The organism is Bacteroides sp. AM16-24 (assembly GCF_003471885.1).
Classification (GTDB): Bacteria; Bacteroidota; Bacteroidia; order Bacteroidales; family Bacteroidaceae; genus Bacteroides.
The window spans coordinates 147,749-167,821 of sequence record NZ_QRKI01000012.1 but is presented as its reverse complement, the minus strand read 5'-3'; the positions used below and the strand labels follow the sequence as shown (position 1 = coordinate 167,821).

Here is a 20,073-nt window from a genome sequence, read left to right as displayed (position 1 = left end):
TCCACAATTATAGTTACTCCGTTCTCATCGAACTTCTTCCTCAATTACTTTCAATATTGTAGGTTCAACAATTACATTCTTACGAACCCTATCACGGTTAGGAGGCAATGTCTCCCACTCTAAATGGAATTTCTTACCTTTTATTCCTTTACCACAATCATTCCCAATTTTCTTTACCAAAGTAGTTTCAGGCTTCTCAAAAGTCCTCTGCATCTCTTCCGGTGATTTAACCGTGACCGTATCAACTACCTTAAATGAGTTTTCATCAACCAACAAATACCCTTCGCCATATTTTATATGACTATAGCTAACCTTCAATAAGTTCTTTTTATACCTCTGTACTCCTTTTGTTTGGATTTCCCAGTGAACTCCACCACCACCAGAGAAATACCATCTATAATCCCAATCTGTAATTTGCTTAATTTTCCACTTTCTTTTTACATACTTAGCCATATACAGCTGATTATTCCCCTTCTCATCAAATTTTTGATAAGCAATCACCAAGCGATTCTTGCTATCAAATCCAGTACGATCTCCTCCATTGATGAGTCCTGCCTTCACCGGAACAGGATCAACCCATAGTTCCTGTTTATCAATGGTTAGAGGGAGCTCTACAGGCTTTCCATCAACACTCTCCCAATCTTTAAAATTACGACTACGAGCGTAAGAGAGGTGATTATTTGTTTCACATAAATAAGAATCTCTCCATACCCAAACCAAATGATAATATCCATCAGGACCTTTACTTGGCCCACTCATATAAGCATTTCGTTCTCCTTTACCATCCATAAAAGGTTTATCAAAAAAACGACTCCACGTCTGTTTTTTCACATCATATACATTATAAATTTCATTACCATTACCACTACCTCCATCTCTATAATGATAGATGAATTCATTATTCGGACCAGTCATAAAAGATGGATAAGTTACCTTTTTCTCATTCTCTCCCGTCATATAGTTGATAACCTTAAAGGAAGTGATATCCAATGGTTTGGTAGTTCTAAAATACACCAAAGGGTCTACATGCATATTTCCACTTAGATGAATTTGCCCGTCACTATCCACCTTCATTGCAATGGAATTATGGCCATCCCAACCTATTTTAGATGGCAATGTCTGAAATACCCATTTATCTTCATCAATATTACGAGAAGCAACCACCATCTGATGGTCGGGATTGTAAAAAGCTACAAATTGTTTATTTCCATGAGTTAGCAAACTGAAAGCCACCGGAACTTCAGACAAAGCCGGTGCCACAACTATTTCCTTTTTTGCATTTTGTGCAAATAGATTGGAAAAAGAAAATAAGAATATAATTAAAATAAATCCGATACCTTTTATATTGTTTTTTAATAAACAATGCCGTTCTAAAGATTTTCCTGAAGTGGTGATTACGTCTTCCAAATTCAAAGAAGTCTGCAAAAGAATCATTTCGTTTCTCATAATATAGCACTTTTAAAATAAACTGATTATTTTCAACGAGAGCAAAATTATGATTTAATTTACTACTATCACACTCTAAACAGAAAGGATTAATCCCATCCAAATAGGTAGCACTAACCAGTTTATATATCACTATATATCAACTGATTACACAAACAAAAAGAGAGTACCATTTTCTTTTGATACTCTCTTTTTCTAAAAATCATTCTAATAAAGTGCCTTTTTCTTTGATGTATTCGGCAGGAGACTTACCCTTCAACTTTTTGAAAGAACGAAAAAAAGAAGTTCGGGAACTAAACCCACACTGCTCCGACAACGAAGCTAATGTAAATCTGGCAGCCGACTTATCTTGTACACGCAATATAAATTCTTCAACCCTATATTGATTGATATAATCGGTAAAGTTGATATGCTTGTATAAGTTCAAAACCTGAGATAGGTCTACAGCACTACAACCAATAAAATTCGCCACATCCTGCAACTTCAAATCAGGGTTCAAGTACATCTTTTCCCGCTCCATGCAAATTACCAACTTCTCTTCAATGCGGAGAACCTCCTCTTCTTCAATTCTGGACTTTTGATATTTTTCTTTCGGTAATTCTTCTACAGATTCTTTTTGCCCCTGAATACCCGACTTTATTTTTCTATACTTATCCAATAGACTATAATAACAAAAAAACAGAATCAAACAGGCAATAATGCACAAAACGAAAATCCATATAACGAACGAAGCTCCTCTTACAACTTCCACTTTCATCGATTTAATGGCATCAGGATCAGATATCACCCTTACTTTAAAAACATAATCACCGACAGACAAGTTGGTATAAGTGGCCTGATTACTTATAGCCAAAGTCTTCCATCCTTCATCGTATCCATCCATGCAATATTCATACATATTGGTGTTTTCAATGGCATAGTTTAATGCAGAAAACGTAAAAGTAATATTATTATCACTGACAGGAAGCGTTATCTTTTCAAGGAAAGTGGAAGAAAAAGGCATTAATTCATCCCCTGCACAAAGAGTTTTACCAGATACAGAGATAGATGTAATAGCAGGAGGCAAGGATGTTTCTAACTGTTTAGAATCTGATTGAGGCATATAGCGTACTAAGCCACGCTCATTTCCCCACCAAATGGTACCATTTTCTGTTACCTGCACCGGACTATTAAATATATAACCGGGTATACCGTCATATAATGAGAAACTTTTATGGTGTCCATCTTTCAAATACACCAATCCACGTTGTGTCGCAAACCATAATCCTTTATTTTTGGGGTCTTCCACTATACTTCCAACTGAATTATCCGGAAGAAAATCATCCATTGTAATATGCTCAAACTTCGTAAAATCTCCGTTAACTTTCACCACCCCTTCCTTATCATCACAAAACCATAAATTATTGTCACTATCTTCATAAATGTGGCGTATACTCTTGGTGTATGGCAATATGTGTTCCGGAAATATGTCTGATTTGAACACACCAGCAGCTTTATCGTACAAGGATACAGCCTCACTTCCTCCAAACCATATTCTATCCTTGGAATCAACTTTCACGGTAAATATAGATTTGCTAGAAAGAGAAGAATTCCGGCTGTCATATACTATGTACTTATCTGTAGACGGCTCATACATATATACCCCATTAGAAGCACTTATCCAAAACTTTCCATCTTTATCTTGCTCACATTCAGTAAATGAATTTTCCATAAAACAATCATCCTGTTTAAAGAAAGAAAGTTTGCCAGTTTCAGGATTTAGAAGATACAGACCACCACCATAAGTTCCTATCAGATAATCTTCCTTCAAAGGCTTTACAAACAAGATTATATTAGAGCGCAAAATGGATGACTTAGATGTATAATTACGAATAAGACCTTCCCTTTCAGAAATATAACAAAGTCCATCTCTAGTTCCAATCACTTTCCTGCCCAGCGTATCAATATAAAAAGCACGCACATTCATATTATAAGAATCGAATAGAGATGAATAAGAATAAACAGAAAATACATTACCGCGTTTAGGAGTATAACTGAATCCTCCCATATAAGTACCTACATAAAGAGTATTTTTATCTTTAAGTAACGAATAAACAGCATTCGAACAGATTCCATCCGTGCCTAACGAATGTTCTATAGAAAACAATTCTTTGCCCGTAGTTGCTTTTACTATTTTTATACCACTACCATTTGTACCTATATATAAGGTATCATTTGCTACCGGAACCAGTTCATTGATACATCCGTTGCCAACTTCAGGATAGAGTGTAAAGGATTTATTTTTTATATCAAATCGTAACAGGCCTCTGCTGGCTGTTCCTAAGTAAATGAAGTCCCCTATCATAGCCAAACAACTATAACCATTGATTCCTCCTCTAAGATTATTTCTATAAACCTCAATTTTACTTGTCGCCACATTATAATAAACCAACCCGTCATTGGTAATAGCCCAAATGGAATTGTCCCCTCCATCAATCACTTTAAATACATTGTTTGTCAACGACAGTGCATTCGAGTCAAAAAGAACTTGACGAAATGTTCCATTTGAAAGCAAATATAGCCCCCGGCTGGATGACACAAATAATCTCCCCTCTTTATCCACCAAAACATGTTTCACCACCAAAGGTTTATCAGTCAGATGAATATGTTCCACAATTTCCGTTTTTCGATTGAATTTTATTAAGCCATTATCTGTACCAACCCATAAAAAAATAGAATCTATCTCTGCTACAGAGAATACAGTTTGTCCTTTAAACTGAGGATAGCTAATAATGTTAATACCATCAAATCTATCTAAACCAGTTTGTGTACCTAACCATACAAAACCTCGATTATCTTTATAAATAGCATTTACGGTATTATGAGATAATCCCTCTGATATAGTTACAGAGCGAAAAGAAAGGGATTTTGCGAATGAAGACAACGAAAAAAATAAGAGCAACAAAATTGCCAATAACCAATATAGTATCTTACTGAAAGGAGACATATTCATACCAACTGTATTTTTCATAAGATTACATAAATTCAGACTTTAACTAAGAGAGTGAACAAACTTAGTGATTTTTTCAATATATATATTCAAGTGCATGACAAAATTTTAAATATACAGAACTTTTTTCGTTCGAATGATCTAAGTTGCATATTTACGTGAGTTCAATTTTATCAGCTTTTCATGATCATGAGATTCTTTGTTCAATCCCGAGTCTTACTACAAGATGAAGATTTAGACTGTTAAGAGACTCCCATTCTTGACGACCTTTTTGTTTTTACACATCAGTTAAGTTAGCACCAATCAGGATATTTTAAATGAAAGGCAAATAGGTTTTTATTTTCAAAAAACTATAATAAATGAATAAAAGCAATGCAACAAAATATCCCAGATACGGAAAAGGAGAATCACACGGAATTCCTTTCCGAAGCCTTCTTCCAATAGGATTAAAGAATTTTTTTGTAGCTGGCCGTTGTATTTCAACCGATCATTACGCACATGGAAGTCTACGTGTAATGCCACTTTGCCTGGTGACTGGAGAGGCTGTAGGTGTAGCTGCCGGACAAATCTGCAGATCCCAATCACCTGACGTACATAATGTAGATATAAAACGACTTAGAAACAGGCTTCAACAGGTAGGTCAATTGTTGTAATACTGTAAAAAAGAAGGACGCCAAAAATCATGGCGCCCTTCTCCTATCAATCACAGTCTTACGAGAACTATTTCAAATCCAAAGTACTTCTTACTGTTGCAATAGCCGATTCACTTGGTGTAACCGCCTTCCTTGTACAATAATCAAATTCGGCTGATTTTTCACCGCTAAATGATTTCCATTTCAATTTTAGCTTAACTGTTTTACCCTCTGTATCAGGCAGTTCGTCCAACTTAAAAGCTGCTAAGCCATCACCTTCACTTCCGTAGGTATCGCCATACGCATTGTGGCGGAATTCTACCTCATAAGGATTCTCCGGATTTTGTCCCAACAACAAGTTAACGAAATGCTTTTTACTGCCTCCCCATATAGTCCTGAAACGAAGTGTCAGATATCCATCTTCAGCGATAGTTACCCAATCATTCACAATCTCTACAGGGTCTGTGCCATACACCTCATCATTTTTTTCTCCCAAATCCGGTGCAATAGGCTTGGTCAGGATACTGTCTATCCAGTTTATATGCACGGCCTTTGTGTAATCGCCACTGGGTTCATTCACTTCACTGTAATTCACCAAGGCTCTGACTTCTTTGTCTCCGAAAGGAGAAGTACTTACATTGGTCGGCAATAGGGTCGTCTTATCATCCAACTGCAGGAAGAATGCATCGTCGGCAGCGCCCTTCACTGTTACAAGAGCATTAGGGTACCTCAAATAATAGGCATTGTTATCATCATCGTCCAAACAGGACTGCAAGCCTATAGTACAAACAATAGCCCCGGCAAATAAAAGTGCTTTATTAAATACAGAATTAATTTTCATAGTGTGGTTCCTCCTATTAAACATTTAAAATAATTTTTCTACATTATAGAAATGAAATATGGGAGAAAAGACTGCATGACATATTGTTAATTAACAATAATCACTACAGATGTAAAGAAACAGAACGAAAACGGTGTAGGCAAGTGATTTATCAGCACTTACCTACACCGTACCTACACCCCGTTAATCAACTACATATCTGCAACTTATGCATCGGATGTAGAAGTGTATGCAAAAACGCATAAAACTCTTCTTTGTACAGCAAGTAATTCTCACTACTTACTGAAATCCCTTGGAGTCGGAACAGGTGGCAATGGCTTACGATCCTGCAATTCCTTCATCACTTCTTCGATAGCCTTATTGAGCTGTTCATCTTCACCGTTCCATTCCTTCACCGGATCATTATCTATCAAGATATCCGGATCGACACCATGATTTTCAATAATCCACTGGCCTGTTTTCACATCATAGCTGGTGAAGAAAGGAACACGGATATCCGTGCCATCCATATAAGGCAACGGGCCGCTGATACCTACAATACCACCCCAGGTACGGGTACCGATAAGTTTACCAAGCCCCAGTGCACGGAATCCCCATGGAAAGAGGTCACCATCGGAAGCAGAATATTTATTAATCAAACAGACCTTCGGTCCCACTTGCACGGCATCGGGTATAGTGCCGACACGCTTCGTACCACGTCCCATCGTCAATCGGTAAGGTTCGCGAGACAAACGTTCCAGAATCATAGGAGATACATTACCGCCACCATTGGCACGGTCGTCTATAATCAGACCTTCCTTATCAAGTTGCGGATAGAAATAACGGGAGAACTCGTTCAGACCTTCCGGACCCATATCAGGAATATAGATATAACCAATACGTCCATTGGATGCCTTTTCCACCTTCTTCAGATTATTCTGTACCCAGTTATAATGATAAAGAGGATATTCATTTTCCAGCGGACTGATGACAATCTTTCTTGCACCTGCCAATTGCGGCTTGCTGTTCAGCGAGATTTCTGTCGGTACATCAGCCTTTCCTACCAGTAAAGCATAGATATTCTTCACCGTATTTGTCGGTATGCCGTCAATGGCAACGATGTATTCCCCGGCCTTAACCTCAATACCCGGTTCAGTAAGCGGAGAGCGCAGTTCCTTACTCCAGGAAGCACCGGGAAGTATCTTATCCAAACGGAAGAAACCACTCTTATCTGCCGATACCTCAGCACCCAGCAAACCGGTCTTGATACGTGCCGGTTTATCCGTTTCACCCGGATTGACGTATGCGTGTCCGCAGTTAAGCTCACCAATCATCTCTCCAATGATATAGTTCAGGTCGAGACGCGTCTTTGCATAAGGCAGCAGAACAGAGTATTTCTGTTTGATTGCTTTCCAATCCACACCATGCATATTCTCCAGATAAAAACCATCACGATAAGCACGCCAGGCCTCATCGAAGATTTGTGCCCATTCCTTGGGGTAATCTATCGTAATGGACATATTATCCATATTGACAGGCGTACTCAGATTAGCCGCTCCTTCCGGTATAGCGGTTACATAAAGCTTGTTGTCCTTGTAGAACAAAGCCTTTTGGCTACCCGGAGTAACCGTCATCATAGCACCATCGGCAACCGTTTCTTCTTTCTGTCCTTCAAGATCGAAAAACTTCGTTCCGCCATTGCCCCAGTAATATACCTTCTTTCCGTTTGAATAGAAATTAGCATAATAAGAAGCCGACAATGGAAGCTTGATGATACGTTCGGTGATACCTTCCGGATCAAACTTGACGAGTGACGCAGAAGCAGTTTCCTGTTTCGCGTCTTTCTTTCCGGCAGTCTTTTCAGCAGCCTTCGGAGCCTCACTCTCACTGTCGTTCTTCACTCCGGCATCTTTCTGTATGAAAGGTGACGGGGTATCTTTTGAGAGCAAAGCAAGATAAACTCCATACATATTATTATAGACGTGGTTCCATTCCAACCAGCCGTATGTAGGATTGAAATCACGGGCAGATGAGAAAATCAGATACTTACCATCCGTACTGAATACCGGTGAAGAAGAATTATACCACTTGTCCGTCACCGGATATTCCTTCTTTCCGGCAATATCATAGACATATACAACAGTTATTTCATTATCTGCATCACGGGTATAGGTCAGCCATTTGCTATCCGGTGAAAAAGTCACATCCTGCGGTTCCCCCATCGGGTCCTGCAATAGCATAGTCACCTGTCGTGAAACTACATCCAGCAGATTGATCCGATTCTGGCGGTCGGTATAAACAATCTTTTTACTGTCCGGACTCCATTCGAAAGAGCGGATATACGTATCATTATTCTTGGTCAGCTGCACCGGATTACCTTCCACTGCATCCTGAAGATAAAGTTCTGTCTCCCCGGTAGCATCCGAGATATAAGCAATGTATTTTCCATCCGGAGACCATTGTGCATTACGTTCGTGGGTACCCGGAGTGCGGGTTATATTTTTCGTCACACCCTTGGTTGAGGGTAGATTAAAGACCTCTCCGCGAGCAGTCACCACCACCCGTTCTCCGTCGGGAGATGCACTGGCGGCTGTCAGATACTTAGCCCCATTCTTTATGGCGCTGCGTGCATAGATATTATCCGAAGCAAGACTGATATTGACTTTCTCGGGCTGACGGGTGGCAGCATCCATCTTATAGATATATCCGCCATTCTCAAACACAATGGTATTGCCGGAAGCACTCGGGAACTTCACATCATATTCAGTAAAGTTAGTAACCTTCGACGTCTGCTTTGTCTTCGTATTATAAACAAAGATATTCATGGTGCGGTCACGGTCGGAAAGGAAAAAGATATCATCGCCTATCCACATGGGGAAGATATCCTGAGCAACATTATTCGTTATATTCTCCACTGATTTCTTTGCCGGATCGTATATCCAGACATCATCCGCCATACCACCTTTATAATACTTCCAGGTACGGAATTCACGCATGGTACGGTTGTAAGCCAGTCGCTTGCCATCGGGAGAATAACTACAGAATCCACCCTCGGGCAAAGGAATAATTTCGGGCATACCACCCTCCTGATTGACAGAATAAAGCTTACCGGCAAAACCGTCACTGATACGGTTACGATAAATGACCTGTTTACCATCTGGTGTCCAAGTCATCACAATATTGTTAGGTCCCATACGATCGCCCAGATCATCACGGGAATTCGTTGCAGTATACGTCAGGCGTTGTGGTTCTCCACCGGCTGCCGGAATGGCATATACTTCCGTATTTCCATCATACTGACCGGTAAAAGCAATCGTTTTGCCATCGGGTGAAAAACGAGGGAACATTTCGTAACCCACATGCGAAGTCAGGCGCTGCGCCTCTCCTCCAGTGACAGGCACTCTATATAAATCGCCTGCATACGAGAAAACAATCTCGTTCCCGTTCGTTGCCGGAAAACGCAATAAACGCGCTTCACCTGCTGCCGAAAGACAGACAGATACACCTACAAGGGCAAATAGGGATAAAAGTAATTTCTTATTCATACTCTTAAATATTAATTGACTTACAAAAGTATGAAAAGAAAAATAATAATTACACAAAAAGCATACAAAAAGATCAATCCTGCCAATTTTCATTCAATAAAAACTCCGAGATATGCTTGTGTCTCACCCCCTCTATATTGTCCTGCCATATTTCATCCATACTCACTACATATTTGGGATAATGGTCATTAATGGCAAGTAAAGGTGTAAACTCCCTGTCAATGGTGGCCTGCGATGCCAATTGATAAGTGACCTGAACATAAATCTTTTCTTCTCTGCGCAATGCCACGAAATCGACCTCCTTATCATCCTGCTTGCCAATGTACACTTTATAGCCTCTCCGCTTCATTTCCCAATATACCACATTTTCCAACGCTCCAGCTATCAGGCGGTCTTTATATCCCATTACCGAGTAAATAAGCGACAAATCACTCACAAAATATTTTTCATTGGTCTGTAGCAATTCTTTCCCTTTTATGTCGTAACGCTGCACACGCTGAATGATAAATGCTCCTTCTAAAGCACTCAAATAGTTATAAATAGTATTAATATCCACCTTACGTTGCTGATTTTTGAAATAATCAGCAATATTCTTTGCATTCAAACGATTACCGATATTATCAAAAACAAATTTCACTATTCGTTCCAGCAGTTCCACATTACGAATGCCATGGCGTTGCACCGTATCGCGCAAAATAACAGAAGAATAAATATCATACACAATCTTATAAATAGCCTCATAAGTATAATCAGTCGTATGAATAGCAGGAAAACCACCCATACGCAAATATTTCCGAAACTCCTCATGAATTCCTATTTTATCTTGAAACAAAGACAGACCATGAAAATCCAGATACTCCCTGAAAGAGAGAGTCATAATATGAAAGTCAACATATCGGCCAGCCAAATAAGTAGAAAGTTCTGAAGAAAGCATACGGGAGTTAGAGCCGGTTACATAAATATCCACATCCCAATCTACCATAAACGAATTGACTGCCTTCTCCCAATGTTCCACTTCCTGTATTTCATCCAGAAGAATATAATATTTCTCCTTTGCACTTTTCACCACATTGCTAATATGGATATATAAAGCTTTAGCATTTTTCACATCCATCCATTCGAAACTCTCAAAGTTCATGTAAATGATATGGTTTTTATCCACTCCTCTCTTCATGAGTTCCTCACGGATTAATTGCAAAACAACCGATTTCCCGCAACGACGGATCCCGGCAATCACTTTTACAAAAGGCTGGTCTATAAAGGGAATGATTTGCTGCATGTATAGTTCTCTATCAATCATATCGGCAAAATGTTTTAGGGATTACAACCACAAAGATACACTATTTCCGGAAGACCTTTAGGGTTATACCCCGAAGAAAAGGATTGTTTTCGATTTTTTTTAGGGTTATACCCCGAAAACAATATCAAAAGCAAGAAAATCTTCGCCACTTTAAGTACAACTCAACCGATGCTCTGATTATTAACAAACTCTCCGGGTTTGATACCGAATTGCTTTTGGAAACATTTGGCAAAATAAGATGGATTATTAAAACCTACCATATAGCAAATCTCATTGATCCGGTATTTATTCTCTGAAAGCAAAGCAGCAGCTTTCTTTAACCTCACAATCTGAATCAGTTCATTCGGAGTAACATTAGCCAGCGTTTTTATTTTGGCAAATAATCCGGAACGACTGATGCAAAGTTCTTCTGCCAGAAAATCAACAGACAGTTCCGAATTTGAGAAGTTTTGCTCTATAATCTCATTGATACGGGTAAGGAATTTATTATCCATAGAATTATTGGCAATACTGTTCAATGGTACCAATGGCATTTTAGAGAATTTCTGACGCAACAAATTACGTAGATCAAGCAGATTCTTAATACATGCTTCCAGATACTGTACCGAGAAAGGCTTTTCAATATAAGCATCCGCCCCGCAGTCCATACCTTCTATCTTTGAATTCGTATCCGTTTTAGCTGTCAGCAAAATAAACGGTATATGACTGATGGCCTGATCAGCGCGCAAAGCCTTGCAAAGTTCCACCCCATCCATGCGCGGCATCATCCAGTCGCTCACAATCAAAGTCACATCATTCTCCTTCAACTTTTCCAAAGCCTCTATCCCATCTTCAGCCGTAAGAATAGAGTATTGATTAGAGAAACTGCCGGAAAGGAAGTTCAGCATTTCTTCGTTATCATCCACAATCAGCATGACTGGTTTATCCTTAGAGACTACTGCCGGTAAACTTTCCGATAAAATATCCTCAGGAATTGCCGGATTCAGTCCATTCGCTTCCCCTTCCTGAACTGCCTCCTGACTTTGTTCTATGGGCAACGTTACTATAAAGGACGATCCTTTATTGACTTCAGACTCCACTTCTATGCAGCCATTATGAGACTCCACAATACCTTTCACAATACTCAGTCCAATACCTGTACCGGGTTTATTGTCCATGGCCTGATAGAATGGTTTGAAAATCTTCTTCTGATCCTCCTTACTTATACCGATTCCGTTATCTGTCACTCTGATTACAAATGTATGCTGTTTCGGTTGCACCACACACGAAAGGATAACTTCATCTTTTGTATACTTACTTGCATTCGTCAGCAAATTACTGATAAGCTTTGTAACCGCCTCGCTATCCACCATAGCCGTAAAATTCGCATCGGGATACTCCACCGTAAGATGAGCACCATGTTGGGTTATGAAAGGATTAAACCGTTCACAAACAGCCTCCAGCAATTGACGGATATTCTGTGATGTGTACTTCATAGTCATCCCCTCCTGTTCCACTTTGCGGAAATCCAACAACTGATTTACCAAGAACAATAATCTCTGACTATTACGATCTATAATATTAAGGTCATCACGCAGCATCGCCGGCATAGGTATGGATGATCTCATAATCTTTTCCAACGGACCAATGATAAGCGAAACCGGAGTACGGATTTCATGAGCTATCATTGTGAAAAACTTAATCTTAGCTTCATGCACCTCTTTCTCTTTATTCACATTCAGTTGCTTAATCTCTGCTGTATGTTTCTTTTCACTCCTTTTCAGCAGAAAGCGGATGAAGAAAGTCAATGCCACACACAACAACAGGAAATAAAACAGTTTGGCCGGTAGACTCCAATAGAAAGGCGGATGAATAACTATTTTCAGGCTTGCTTCCTGTTCGCTCCAGATACCATCGTTGTTAGTAGCCCTCACCTTAAAAATATAGGTCCCGGCAGGCAGATTGGTATAAGTAGCCTTGTTTTGGGAACCTACATAATTCCATTCTTTATCAAACCCCTCCAGTTTATAAGCATACTGATTCTTTTCCGGCGTACAATAGCTCAATGAAGCATAAAGCAAGCTGAAGACATGATCTTTATAAGATAATTCCAGCTGTTCCATCTGGTTCAGAGCCTTCGGCAACAACTTATCACCTATCCGGATCTCTTTATTGAATACTTCCAGTCCCGTAATAATTACCGGAGGGAGTATCTTGTTCGTTCTAATCTGATAAGGATAGAAAGCATTAAACCCATTTACAGAACCAATGTAGATTTTCCCATCGGAAGCTTTCAAAGCAGCATTCACCAGAAATTGCTCGCTTTGCAATCCGTCGCTTCGTGTAAAGACCTGGCAACTTTCTCCGGGAACATATCGCACCAGCCCTTTTGTAGTAGTCAGCCATAAGACACGCTGATCTTCAATAATAGCACAAATATTACTGCTGGGAATATCCAATGGAATTAATTCAAATTGGTCTTCCTTTGCATTGTATTTGCAAAGTCCGTTCATCGTTCCAATCCACATTTCCCCATTACCATCTATCAATACACAATTCACCTGATCATTAATCAATGCACCGGGGGCACTGCTATGTACATAATTCGTCCATTCCTGCTTACCCGGATCATACTTGAACAACCCGTTTCCCTGAGAAGAGAACCAGATATTTCCATCGGCATCCTGATCTATGTCCATGATCCAAGAACCAAGATCCCTTATTCGGGTAAAGTTATCCTCGTCCCTGTTATACAAGTTTACTCCCGACATGGAGGTTACCCAAATACGGGCTTCACGGTCCTTAAAGATAGCATAAGAGCTGCTTCTATCAAGGGTCGTGGGATCTCCCGCTTTAGTTGTATAAACTCTGAATACCCCTGTCTTTGTATTCAACACATTAACTCCCCCCGTATAAGTACCAATCCATAAATCATCACCATCCATACAAAGTGCATGTACGTTATGATAAGAAAGACTATTTCTGTGCTCATCGGGCAGATAATGAGTAAAACGTTTATCTTTAGGTGAAAAGCAACTCAAACCACCGTCATCAGAGGCAATCCAAATATGCCCGTAAGTGTCTTCACAAAAGCGTCCGATAACAGTTCCATTGACAGAATTGGAAAAACGAGAATGAGCAAAGCACTCAAACTGCCCGGTATTGGGTGACAGATAATTCACACCACCATAGAAAGTTCCTATCCAGATTCCGCCTTCGCGGTCTTTTACAATAGGATAAACAAAACGATTGGACAAAGAATAAGGATTCGTTTCATCTTCTGTAAATAATTGGTGTTCGCATGTAAGGGTATTAAACAGCAAAAGCCCGTCATCCGAACCTATCAGTAGTTGATGGGGAGCATATTCCATCAAAGAGTGAATATGCGTTGCCCCTTTACCATCCGACGGGTGCAAGTAAGTAGTTGCCTTACCAGTATACCGGTCTATCTTTTGCAAACCACACTCCCAGGTTCCCAACCAGAGTGCATGTTCAGAATCTTCCAGCATAACCAAAGAGTTGGAATCATACCCACCCGTATCGTAGGTAATATGGAAAGGCTCAAATTTATTCTCCGCTTTATTCAACTTAGAGACAGTCGGGTATCCCCAATTAGTAACAGCCCATATTTGATTTTCACCGTCAATCAACACACTGGCCATTAACCCATCGGCATTTTTAAACTCATAATGCTCCAGATAATGTTTGGATACATTATATTTGAAGATTCCCTGACCTACGGTTGAAAACCACAAATTGCCATCCCTGTCTTCAGCAATATGATTCACATTGGTTTTAATACTATCCCCTTTAGCTGTCAGAAGCTTAAACGGTTCGAAGTTTTCCGTTTCATAATCATAAATATAAACTCCGTCCCCTGTTCCTATCCAAATTCGATCTGCAGTATCATATAAAAATGAGATATAATCATTAATTCCTTCAGGATTCAACCTGTATATTTTAATAGTGGTACCGTCATAACGGTTTAGACCATCATCTGTACCTAACCACATAAAGCCATATTTATCCTGCATAATAGCACGTACAGCAGAAGAAGACAATCCGTCTTCTACTGAAAAATGACGAAACCAAAAATCAGTAGAACCGGCAGAGAGCATCAGCGGAACCATAACAGCTATAATTGCAAGGATAATCTTTTTCATTTCTTTACCAGATATTGGTTGAACATAATTCCCAGTACAATCAATATGAGGCCGATATACGTTGTAAATACAATCTGCTCACCCAATATGATTGCAATAAAAAACAAAGACAAGAAGGGAGACAGGTAGCAAAGCTGGTTGACTAGTGCCGGATTGGATGTTTTCCGCATGGCAAGACTGAAAAAGATAAAAGGAATACCCATTTCGAACCCACCGACATACATACCCGACAAGATACCGGGCAAAGTATTCAAATGAACACCCACTATCATTGCGCCAATCAGCAAATACAACGTGCCGAACAGGAAACTCATAAACAGAGCGATACTACCATCTGCTTTATCTTTGAACTTATTGTTTATCATCCAATACATGGCCCACAGCAAAGCACTCAATGCCGCCAATAATAAGCCATGCACGGGTATATCCATACCTCCCGACTGTCCGGTTCCTACAGAAATAAGTACTACTCCACCCAGTGAAATGAACATGCCGATATATTTCTTCGGTGGTATGGGCTGATGGGCGAACAAGGCCAACAGAATAAGCAGTACAATAGGCCATGCATAATTGATGGGCTGTGCCACCTGTGCAGGTAGCAGGTCGTATGCTTTGAACAACACCAGATAATAAGCGACAGGATTCAGTAATCCCAATAATGCAAAGTATCCCCATTGGCGACCGGAAAGTTCCGACACCAGTCTCCACTTCTTCTGGAAAGTCAGCAAAAGGGCAAATATGACTAATGAAGTACAACTGGCTATCAGCAGCATCTCAAAATGAGTTAGATGCGTTAAAGCTATCTTAAAAGCAGTGGCTACAGTAGACCAACTAAGCACTGCAATGCAGGCATAAACAACGGCACTTGTACTGTTTTTCATCGGTTCATATATGTTTCTTTTGCAGACATCGTATTTATCTGTATGTTTATAAAGGATTGCTTCCCGTAACCCTGATGCGGTATGGCCATTGAGCATCTTTCTCTCCCGGAGCGGGATTCATCCAATGTTCCGTTGGCGCTCCCATCACAACCAGCCACAAATAAGTCAGAGTTTGATCTTTTGGAGCTGTAAAAATAATACTTTTCCCGCTATTATCGCCCATTTCCCCATAAATAGATTCACCTTCTGCCGTTACGGCAACAAAACCATAACGCCAACCCGCCTTATCTGTATGGATTGCAGTATATCTTTCCTTTCCCGCTTCTCCGCAGAAGTCCACTTTCACTTTCTCTCCCGGTTGAGGAACAAGCAAAGGAATCGCATTGAATCCATAATTTTCAGGACAATTCTCCGATGTTATTTCGTACCAACCATCCGGCTGAGTAATTAGCTGAGAAGTATATTTATTGGCATACGGGCGTGTTTCTTTCCAGACGCGCGGAAAGTCCCAGTTAATAAAGTGCCGGTAAGTATCAAACATCTCATCACAGAATTGTTGCTGATTCAAAGCAGCCAAACGTTTGTAGGTGATAACCGGGTCTTCTCCCCTCTTTCCCTGACGGTAAAGTTCGGCTATAATGGGAAGTCCCCGTTTCATACCCCAATATTCCAATACGTAAGGTGAATGATAAATGTTCTCCATGTGGAGATAAGCCTTGTGAGTCAACTTCATGAAAGCCTCCCAATGATATTTTTCATCAGTAATCCATTCGGGATTAACCTGCCACAGCATCCATTGCGAAGTCATTTCAAAGAAACCGCATCCTCCCCAGGCTTCACCCTGCCCATCGCAACTGATCTGTGCCTGAAAACTATGTCCCAATTCATGGGCGATACAGTTCAGTTTCTTATCTTGCACACGGTTGGGGGCAATCCATAATGCACCGATTTCTCCGTCATAATCTCCACCGTATGCCGTGCCTTCCAGGGAATAGTTCAACATCACCATCATACGATACTTGTCGCACTTGGAACCGGGACGTGAGAATTCCAGTGTATCACAGAAGAAACGGTAAAAGCTCTCCAACTTATCCATCAGATTCGGTAAATCAACTTTCATATCATGTCCTTCCAACTGTGGAGGGTTGGACAAATCGTTCCCGAAGCCTTTCTCCCAGAAGATGACGAAGTTTTCAGTGCAGGCCATGCGGCGGTAGCTCCACTTGCTTTCAGGGTTTTGCAAATCCATTCCCTGAAGGTCTTTGGGAATATAAATGGCTTTGCCAGCAGGTATAGGAACGGATGCCACATTCTGCGCCTTCAAGGCTAATCCCCAAACGATAGCAAGACTTAATAAAAGGATATACTTCTTCATAATCTTTATTTTGTTCCTGACGGATAGTTTTTAATAACAGTATCTAAATAATCGATACGTTGTTGAAGCCATTGTTTCATCCGGGTTATCTCCGTCTGATAATTTTTATCAATAGGCCAGCATTCGGCATTACGCTTCATTGCGCCGGAGCATCCTACGGCAAAACGACGTGTTTCTTCCCAAAATTCCGACATAATCTCACCCTTTATTTCCATCCAACGTGCCTTGTATTCGCTCACAAAGCGCTTATTTTTGAAAAGATCCGTAAAGAAAGACGGAACACGATAGCCTCCGGTATGATTGACCGGATCAGTCCCCAATACAAGTTCCCGATAGCTGGTGAAATAGTTATGTCCGGTATACATGGTTCCCCAGTCAAAGTCAAATCCTGCATCAAAATCCCAAAGTGGTCCCATAGTCCAAAGCCCGTTTTTATCTTTATGCATATAGATGCTGCGTGGAGCATCTACCTCCACATTGTACACCAGTTCCTGTATTATCATATAATCTATAAACGAAGCAATATTCATCAGCCGAGCGGTTGTTTCATAATCGCTGTCATGTATGCTCTGTTCTAATCGGGCAAAGTCATCCTGCACCCCTTTCAGTTGTGTGACAGTAGCGTCTTCCGGATGTTTCACACAAATGGGCATTCGGTAAACTGTCGACCAGAAGTTGTCTCCCCCGTTCGGATTCAATTCCGGTCCGTCGTCCGCATCCAACGAAATCAGCATACCCTGTTCGTCATCCACCGCTACGCGGCTACTCCCTTGTTCCACTTGCTCGGTCAACTGATAGAGCCCGATGTACTCACCGTTCAGTGTTACTTCCACATAACGAGAATGATTAGTATAAGGCAAACCTAACTTCTCACCTATAATAAATGTAAAGGTATTCATCATGTGGGTCGGATCACGGTAATTGGCAAGAAGCACCCAATCCTTTTCAGTAGCCAGTCCAAGTATTTCCGACTTCTTATCCAGCTTAATGCGATAAGGTTTCTTCGGATACCAAAGCCAGGTAGAATTCCCACGTCCGCGAATGCGCCCTGGTCCGGTATAGTCCCATTCTTCTTTTTCCGAGTCAATCATAAGGGTACAATTCACATAGTCCTTCTTGTCCTTTGAAATAACAGGAGCACCATTTTCGGTGTTGATGGTCAGTTGGGCAACTTGATACATGGAGGGTGATGGTACTTCTGGCACTATCGGGCAAGGGTCAACAGGCTCTGAAGCATCAGAGCAGTTTACTAAAAACAAAGATAAACAGACTAAGCCAAACAAATTTGAAAATTTCATTGATATATAATTTAAGGCAGTCTTAAAAACATTTTAGGACTTTTAGACTGCCTTTTTCTACATTAGTTAAATTTTAATTATACTTAAAATAGCAGAAAACATCCCTATAAGTTCAATTGACAGCTGGTAATACCTGAATAGGAATACTTAAAAAATTTACGTATCCGTTTATGGATATACACAATACAGCTCGCAATGAGCTAGTACCAACCGAAACCGTTCTCGGACAATAAAAAGCATTATTGGCAGAAGTAGGTTTCGTAAAAGAACTACCAGGTCCTTCCATAAATTGAAAATTATAATAATCAGGATAAGTCACAGAATTCCCGCCTAAACTATCATCATAATATAAATACAAGTAACCATTTTGATATACCTTTACAGGGCTATTAAAAGGATCCTTTAAATTGATGGTACCTACCTGTGTAGTAGAGCTACTACTCCCATCTGGACTCGTGCTCCATCTTAATTGTCCTGTTTCAGAATAAACCATAACATGATACACTTTCTTAGTTTCCGTAATAGTTTTATCACCAAAAGTAGCTCGCATAGTTATCGTATAAAGCTGTGATGGAGATGCATCATCCTGATTTACGATAGTAATCGAGTGCCCCGAAAATTGTTTTGAATACGCTTCATAGCCGCCTTTTTGCTTCGAATATGACTGACACTCAACCGTCCATTGAACGTCAAAACGATCTGCTAAGTCTACAGAATAAGTACCAGAAGTGGCAAAAAAATCAGAACCATTTATCCAAGGTTTAATTGTTGCCAACAAACCATAATTACGTTCTACCGTATTTAGCATCCGTTGATTTTGTGTTGAAGTAAATTGAGTACGACATGACTTGCCAGCATATGACATTAAATTTGAAGAAGAAGGAGAATAAAATTCCCCATTAGCATCAGTAATAGTCCCCACATAAGTGCATAAATTCCAAATATTAGGATCTGCAGGTGTATCACTAATATAATCACCACACGTAGTAGCATTTGAACCATCAACTAACTCAGCACAAGTGCCACTTCCTCTTTCACCTACGCTTGTACCATGATGAGTGTGATATAACCCTAAGCAGTGTCCTACTTCATGTGCTACAGTACTTTCTTTATAATAATTTCCTTTAATAATACAAGCAGTAGAAGGAATTGACTGTGCTTGCCCTGCAGCATTAAAATTAGTACCAGTAGTTAACACATAAATATTTATAGCATTAGAACGGCGATTCTTACCAAACAAAGGGTTAATCAAAGCACTCGGAAGGTTATTAAAGTTATCGTCATCTATATATTCAGAGCCTAATAAACTAAACGAGAAATTTGTATTTAAATAATCTCGATTGAGATTACTAATAATCGTTGAGGATACAGTTTCTTTATTAAATCCATACCCATAGGAGGTCCTAACAACATGGACAAAAACATTCAAATTATAATATTTTTCATTATTTAATCCTCGCGTATCAGATTCAAAAAACCAAGCTGGTGGAGGAGGTGCTGGAGTCCCACAAGTTCCTATTTCCGATACAGATATTTCTTCTATTTGTTCTGGGTTATTATCGCTACATCCCATAACGAAAAGACATATCAGCAGAAATATTATATACTTATTCATAACTGTATTAATTTAAAGTTAATAATAAAA

The 20,073-nt window shown here is 40.0% G+C and carries 10 protein-coding genes and 1 pseudogene; 1 reads left to right on the top strand and 10 read right to left on the bottom strand.

All coding sequences use genetic code 11. The annotated features are described in order from the left end of the window. Nucleotides 1-24: 24 nt before the first annotated feature. Both DW182_RS14830 and DW182_RS14825 read right to left on the bottom strand, forming a co-directional pair. The gene (locus DW182_RS14830) at nucleotides 25-1,446 is read right to left on the bottom strand and encodes a BNR repeat-containing protein (protein ID WP_118295987.1); all 1,422 of its coding nucleotides are present in this window, start codon (nucleotides 1,444-1,446) and stop codon (nucleotides 25-27) included. A gap of 202 nt (nucleotides 1,447-1,648) precedes the next feature. Beyond that, nucleotides 1,649-4,456 (bottom strand): two-component regulator propeller domain-containing protein, encoded by a 2,808-nt coding sequence (locus tag DW182_RS14825; RefSeq protein WP_118295986.1) that lies wholly within the window; start codon nucleotides 4,454-4,456, stop codon nucleotides 1,649-1,651. A gap of 359 nt (nucleotides 4,457-4,815) precedes the next feature. On the opposite strand from DW182_RS14825, the pseudogene DW182_RS14820 reads away from it, so the two are divergent. Continuing rightward, a pseudogene (locus tag DW182_RS14820) lies at nucleotides 4,816-5,088 on the top strand (FAD-dependent oxidoreductase); the annotation flags it as partial. A 67-nt stretch (nucleotides 5,089-5,155) separates the two neighbouring features. Here DW182_RS14820 and DW182_RS14815 read toward each other — a convergent pair. The 8 genes from DW182_RS14815 to DW182_RS14780 all read right to left on the bottom strand — a co-directional run bounded on the left by DW182_RS14815 (nucleotide 5,156) and on the right by DW182_RS14780 (nucleotide 20,043). Next, nucleotides 5,156-5,908 carry a NigD-like protein gene (locus DW182_RS14815; protein ID WP_118295985.1) on the bottom strand — a complete coding sequence of 251 codons (753 nt, stop codon included), beginning with the start codon at nucleotides 5,906-5,908 and terminating at the stop codon, nucleotides 5,156-5,158. A gap of 275 nt (nucleotides 5,909-6,183) precedes the next feature. Further along, the gene (locus DW182_RS14810) at nucleotides 6,184-9,432 is read right to left on the bottom strand and encodes a S41 family peptidase (RefSeq protein WP_118295984.1); all 3,249 of its coding nucleotides are present in this window, start codon (nucleotides 9,430-9,432) and stop codon (nucleotides 6,184-6,186) included. A 73-nt stretch (nucleotides 9,433-9,505) separates the two neighbouring features. After that, nucleotides 9,506-10,732, bottom strand: a complete 1,227-nt coding sequence (locus DW182_RS14805; protein WP_118295983.1) for an ATP-binding protein — start codon at nucleotides 10,730-10,732, stop codon at nucleotides 9,506-9,508. Between the two features lie 161 nt (nucleotides 10,733-10,893). Then, nucleotides 10,894-14,874 carry a hybrid sensor histidine kinase/response regulator transcription factor gene (locus DW182_RS14800; protein WP_118295982.1) on the bottom strand — a complete coding sequence of 1,327 codons (3,981 nt, stop codon included), beginning with the start codon at nucleotides 14,872-14,874 and terminating at the stop codon, nucleotides 10,894-10,896. Next, complete coding sequence (locus tag DW182_RS14795) at nucleotides 14,871-15,755, bottom strand: DMT family transporter (RefSeq protein WP_118295981.1); 885 nt, start codon at nucleotides 15,753-15,755, stop codon at nucleotides 14,871-14,873. The genes DW182_RS14800 and DW182_RS14795 overlap by 4 nt, the downstream gene beginning before the upstream one ends. A 46-nt stretch (nucleotides 15,756-15,801) precedes the next feature. Next, complete coding sequence (locus tag DW182_RS14790) at nucleotides 15,802-17,130, bottom strand: DUF6055 domain-containing protein (protein ID WP_118295980.1); 1,329 nt, start codon at nucleotides 17,128-17,130, stop codon at nucleotides 15,802-15,804. 5 nt (nucleotides 17,131-17,135) lie between these two features. Then, nucleotides 17,136-18,428 (bottom strand): CotH kinase family protein, encoded by a 1,293-nt coding sequence (locus DW182_RS14785; RefSeq protein WP_118295979.1) that lies wholly within the window; start codon nucleotides 18,426-18,428, stop codon nucleotides 17,136-17,138. A gap of 112 nt (nucleotides 18,429-18,540) precedes the next feature. Next, entirely contained in the window at nucleotides 18,541-20,043 is a 1,503-nt protein-coding gene (locus DW182_RS14780; RefSeq protein WP_118295978.1) for a M43 family zinc metalloprotease, read from the bottom strand. Between the last annotated feature and the right edge of the window lie 30 nt (nucleotides 20,044-20,073).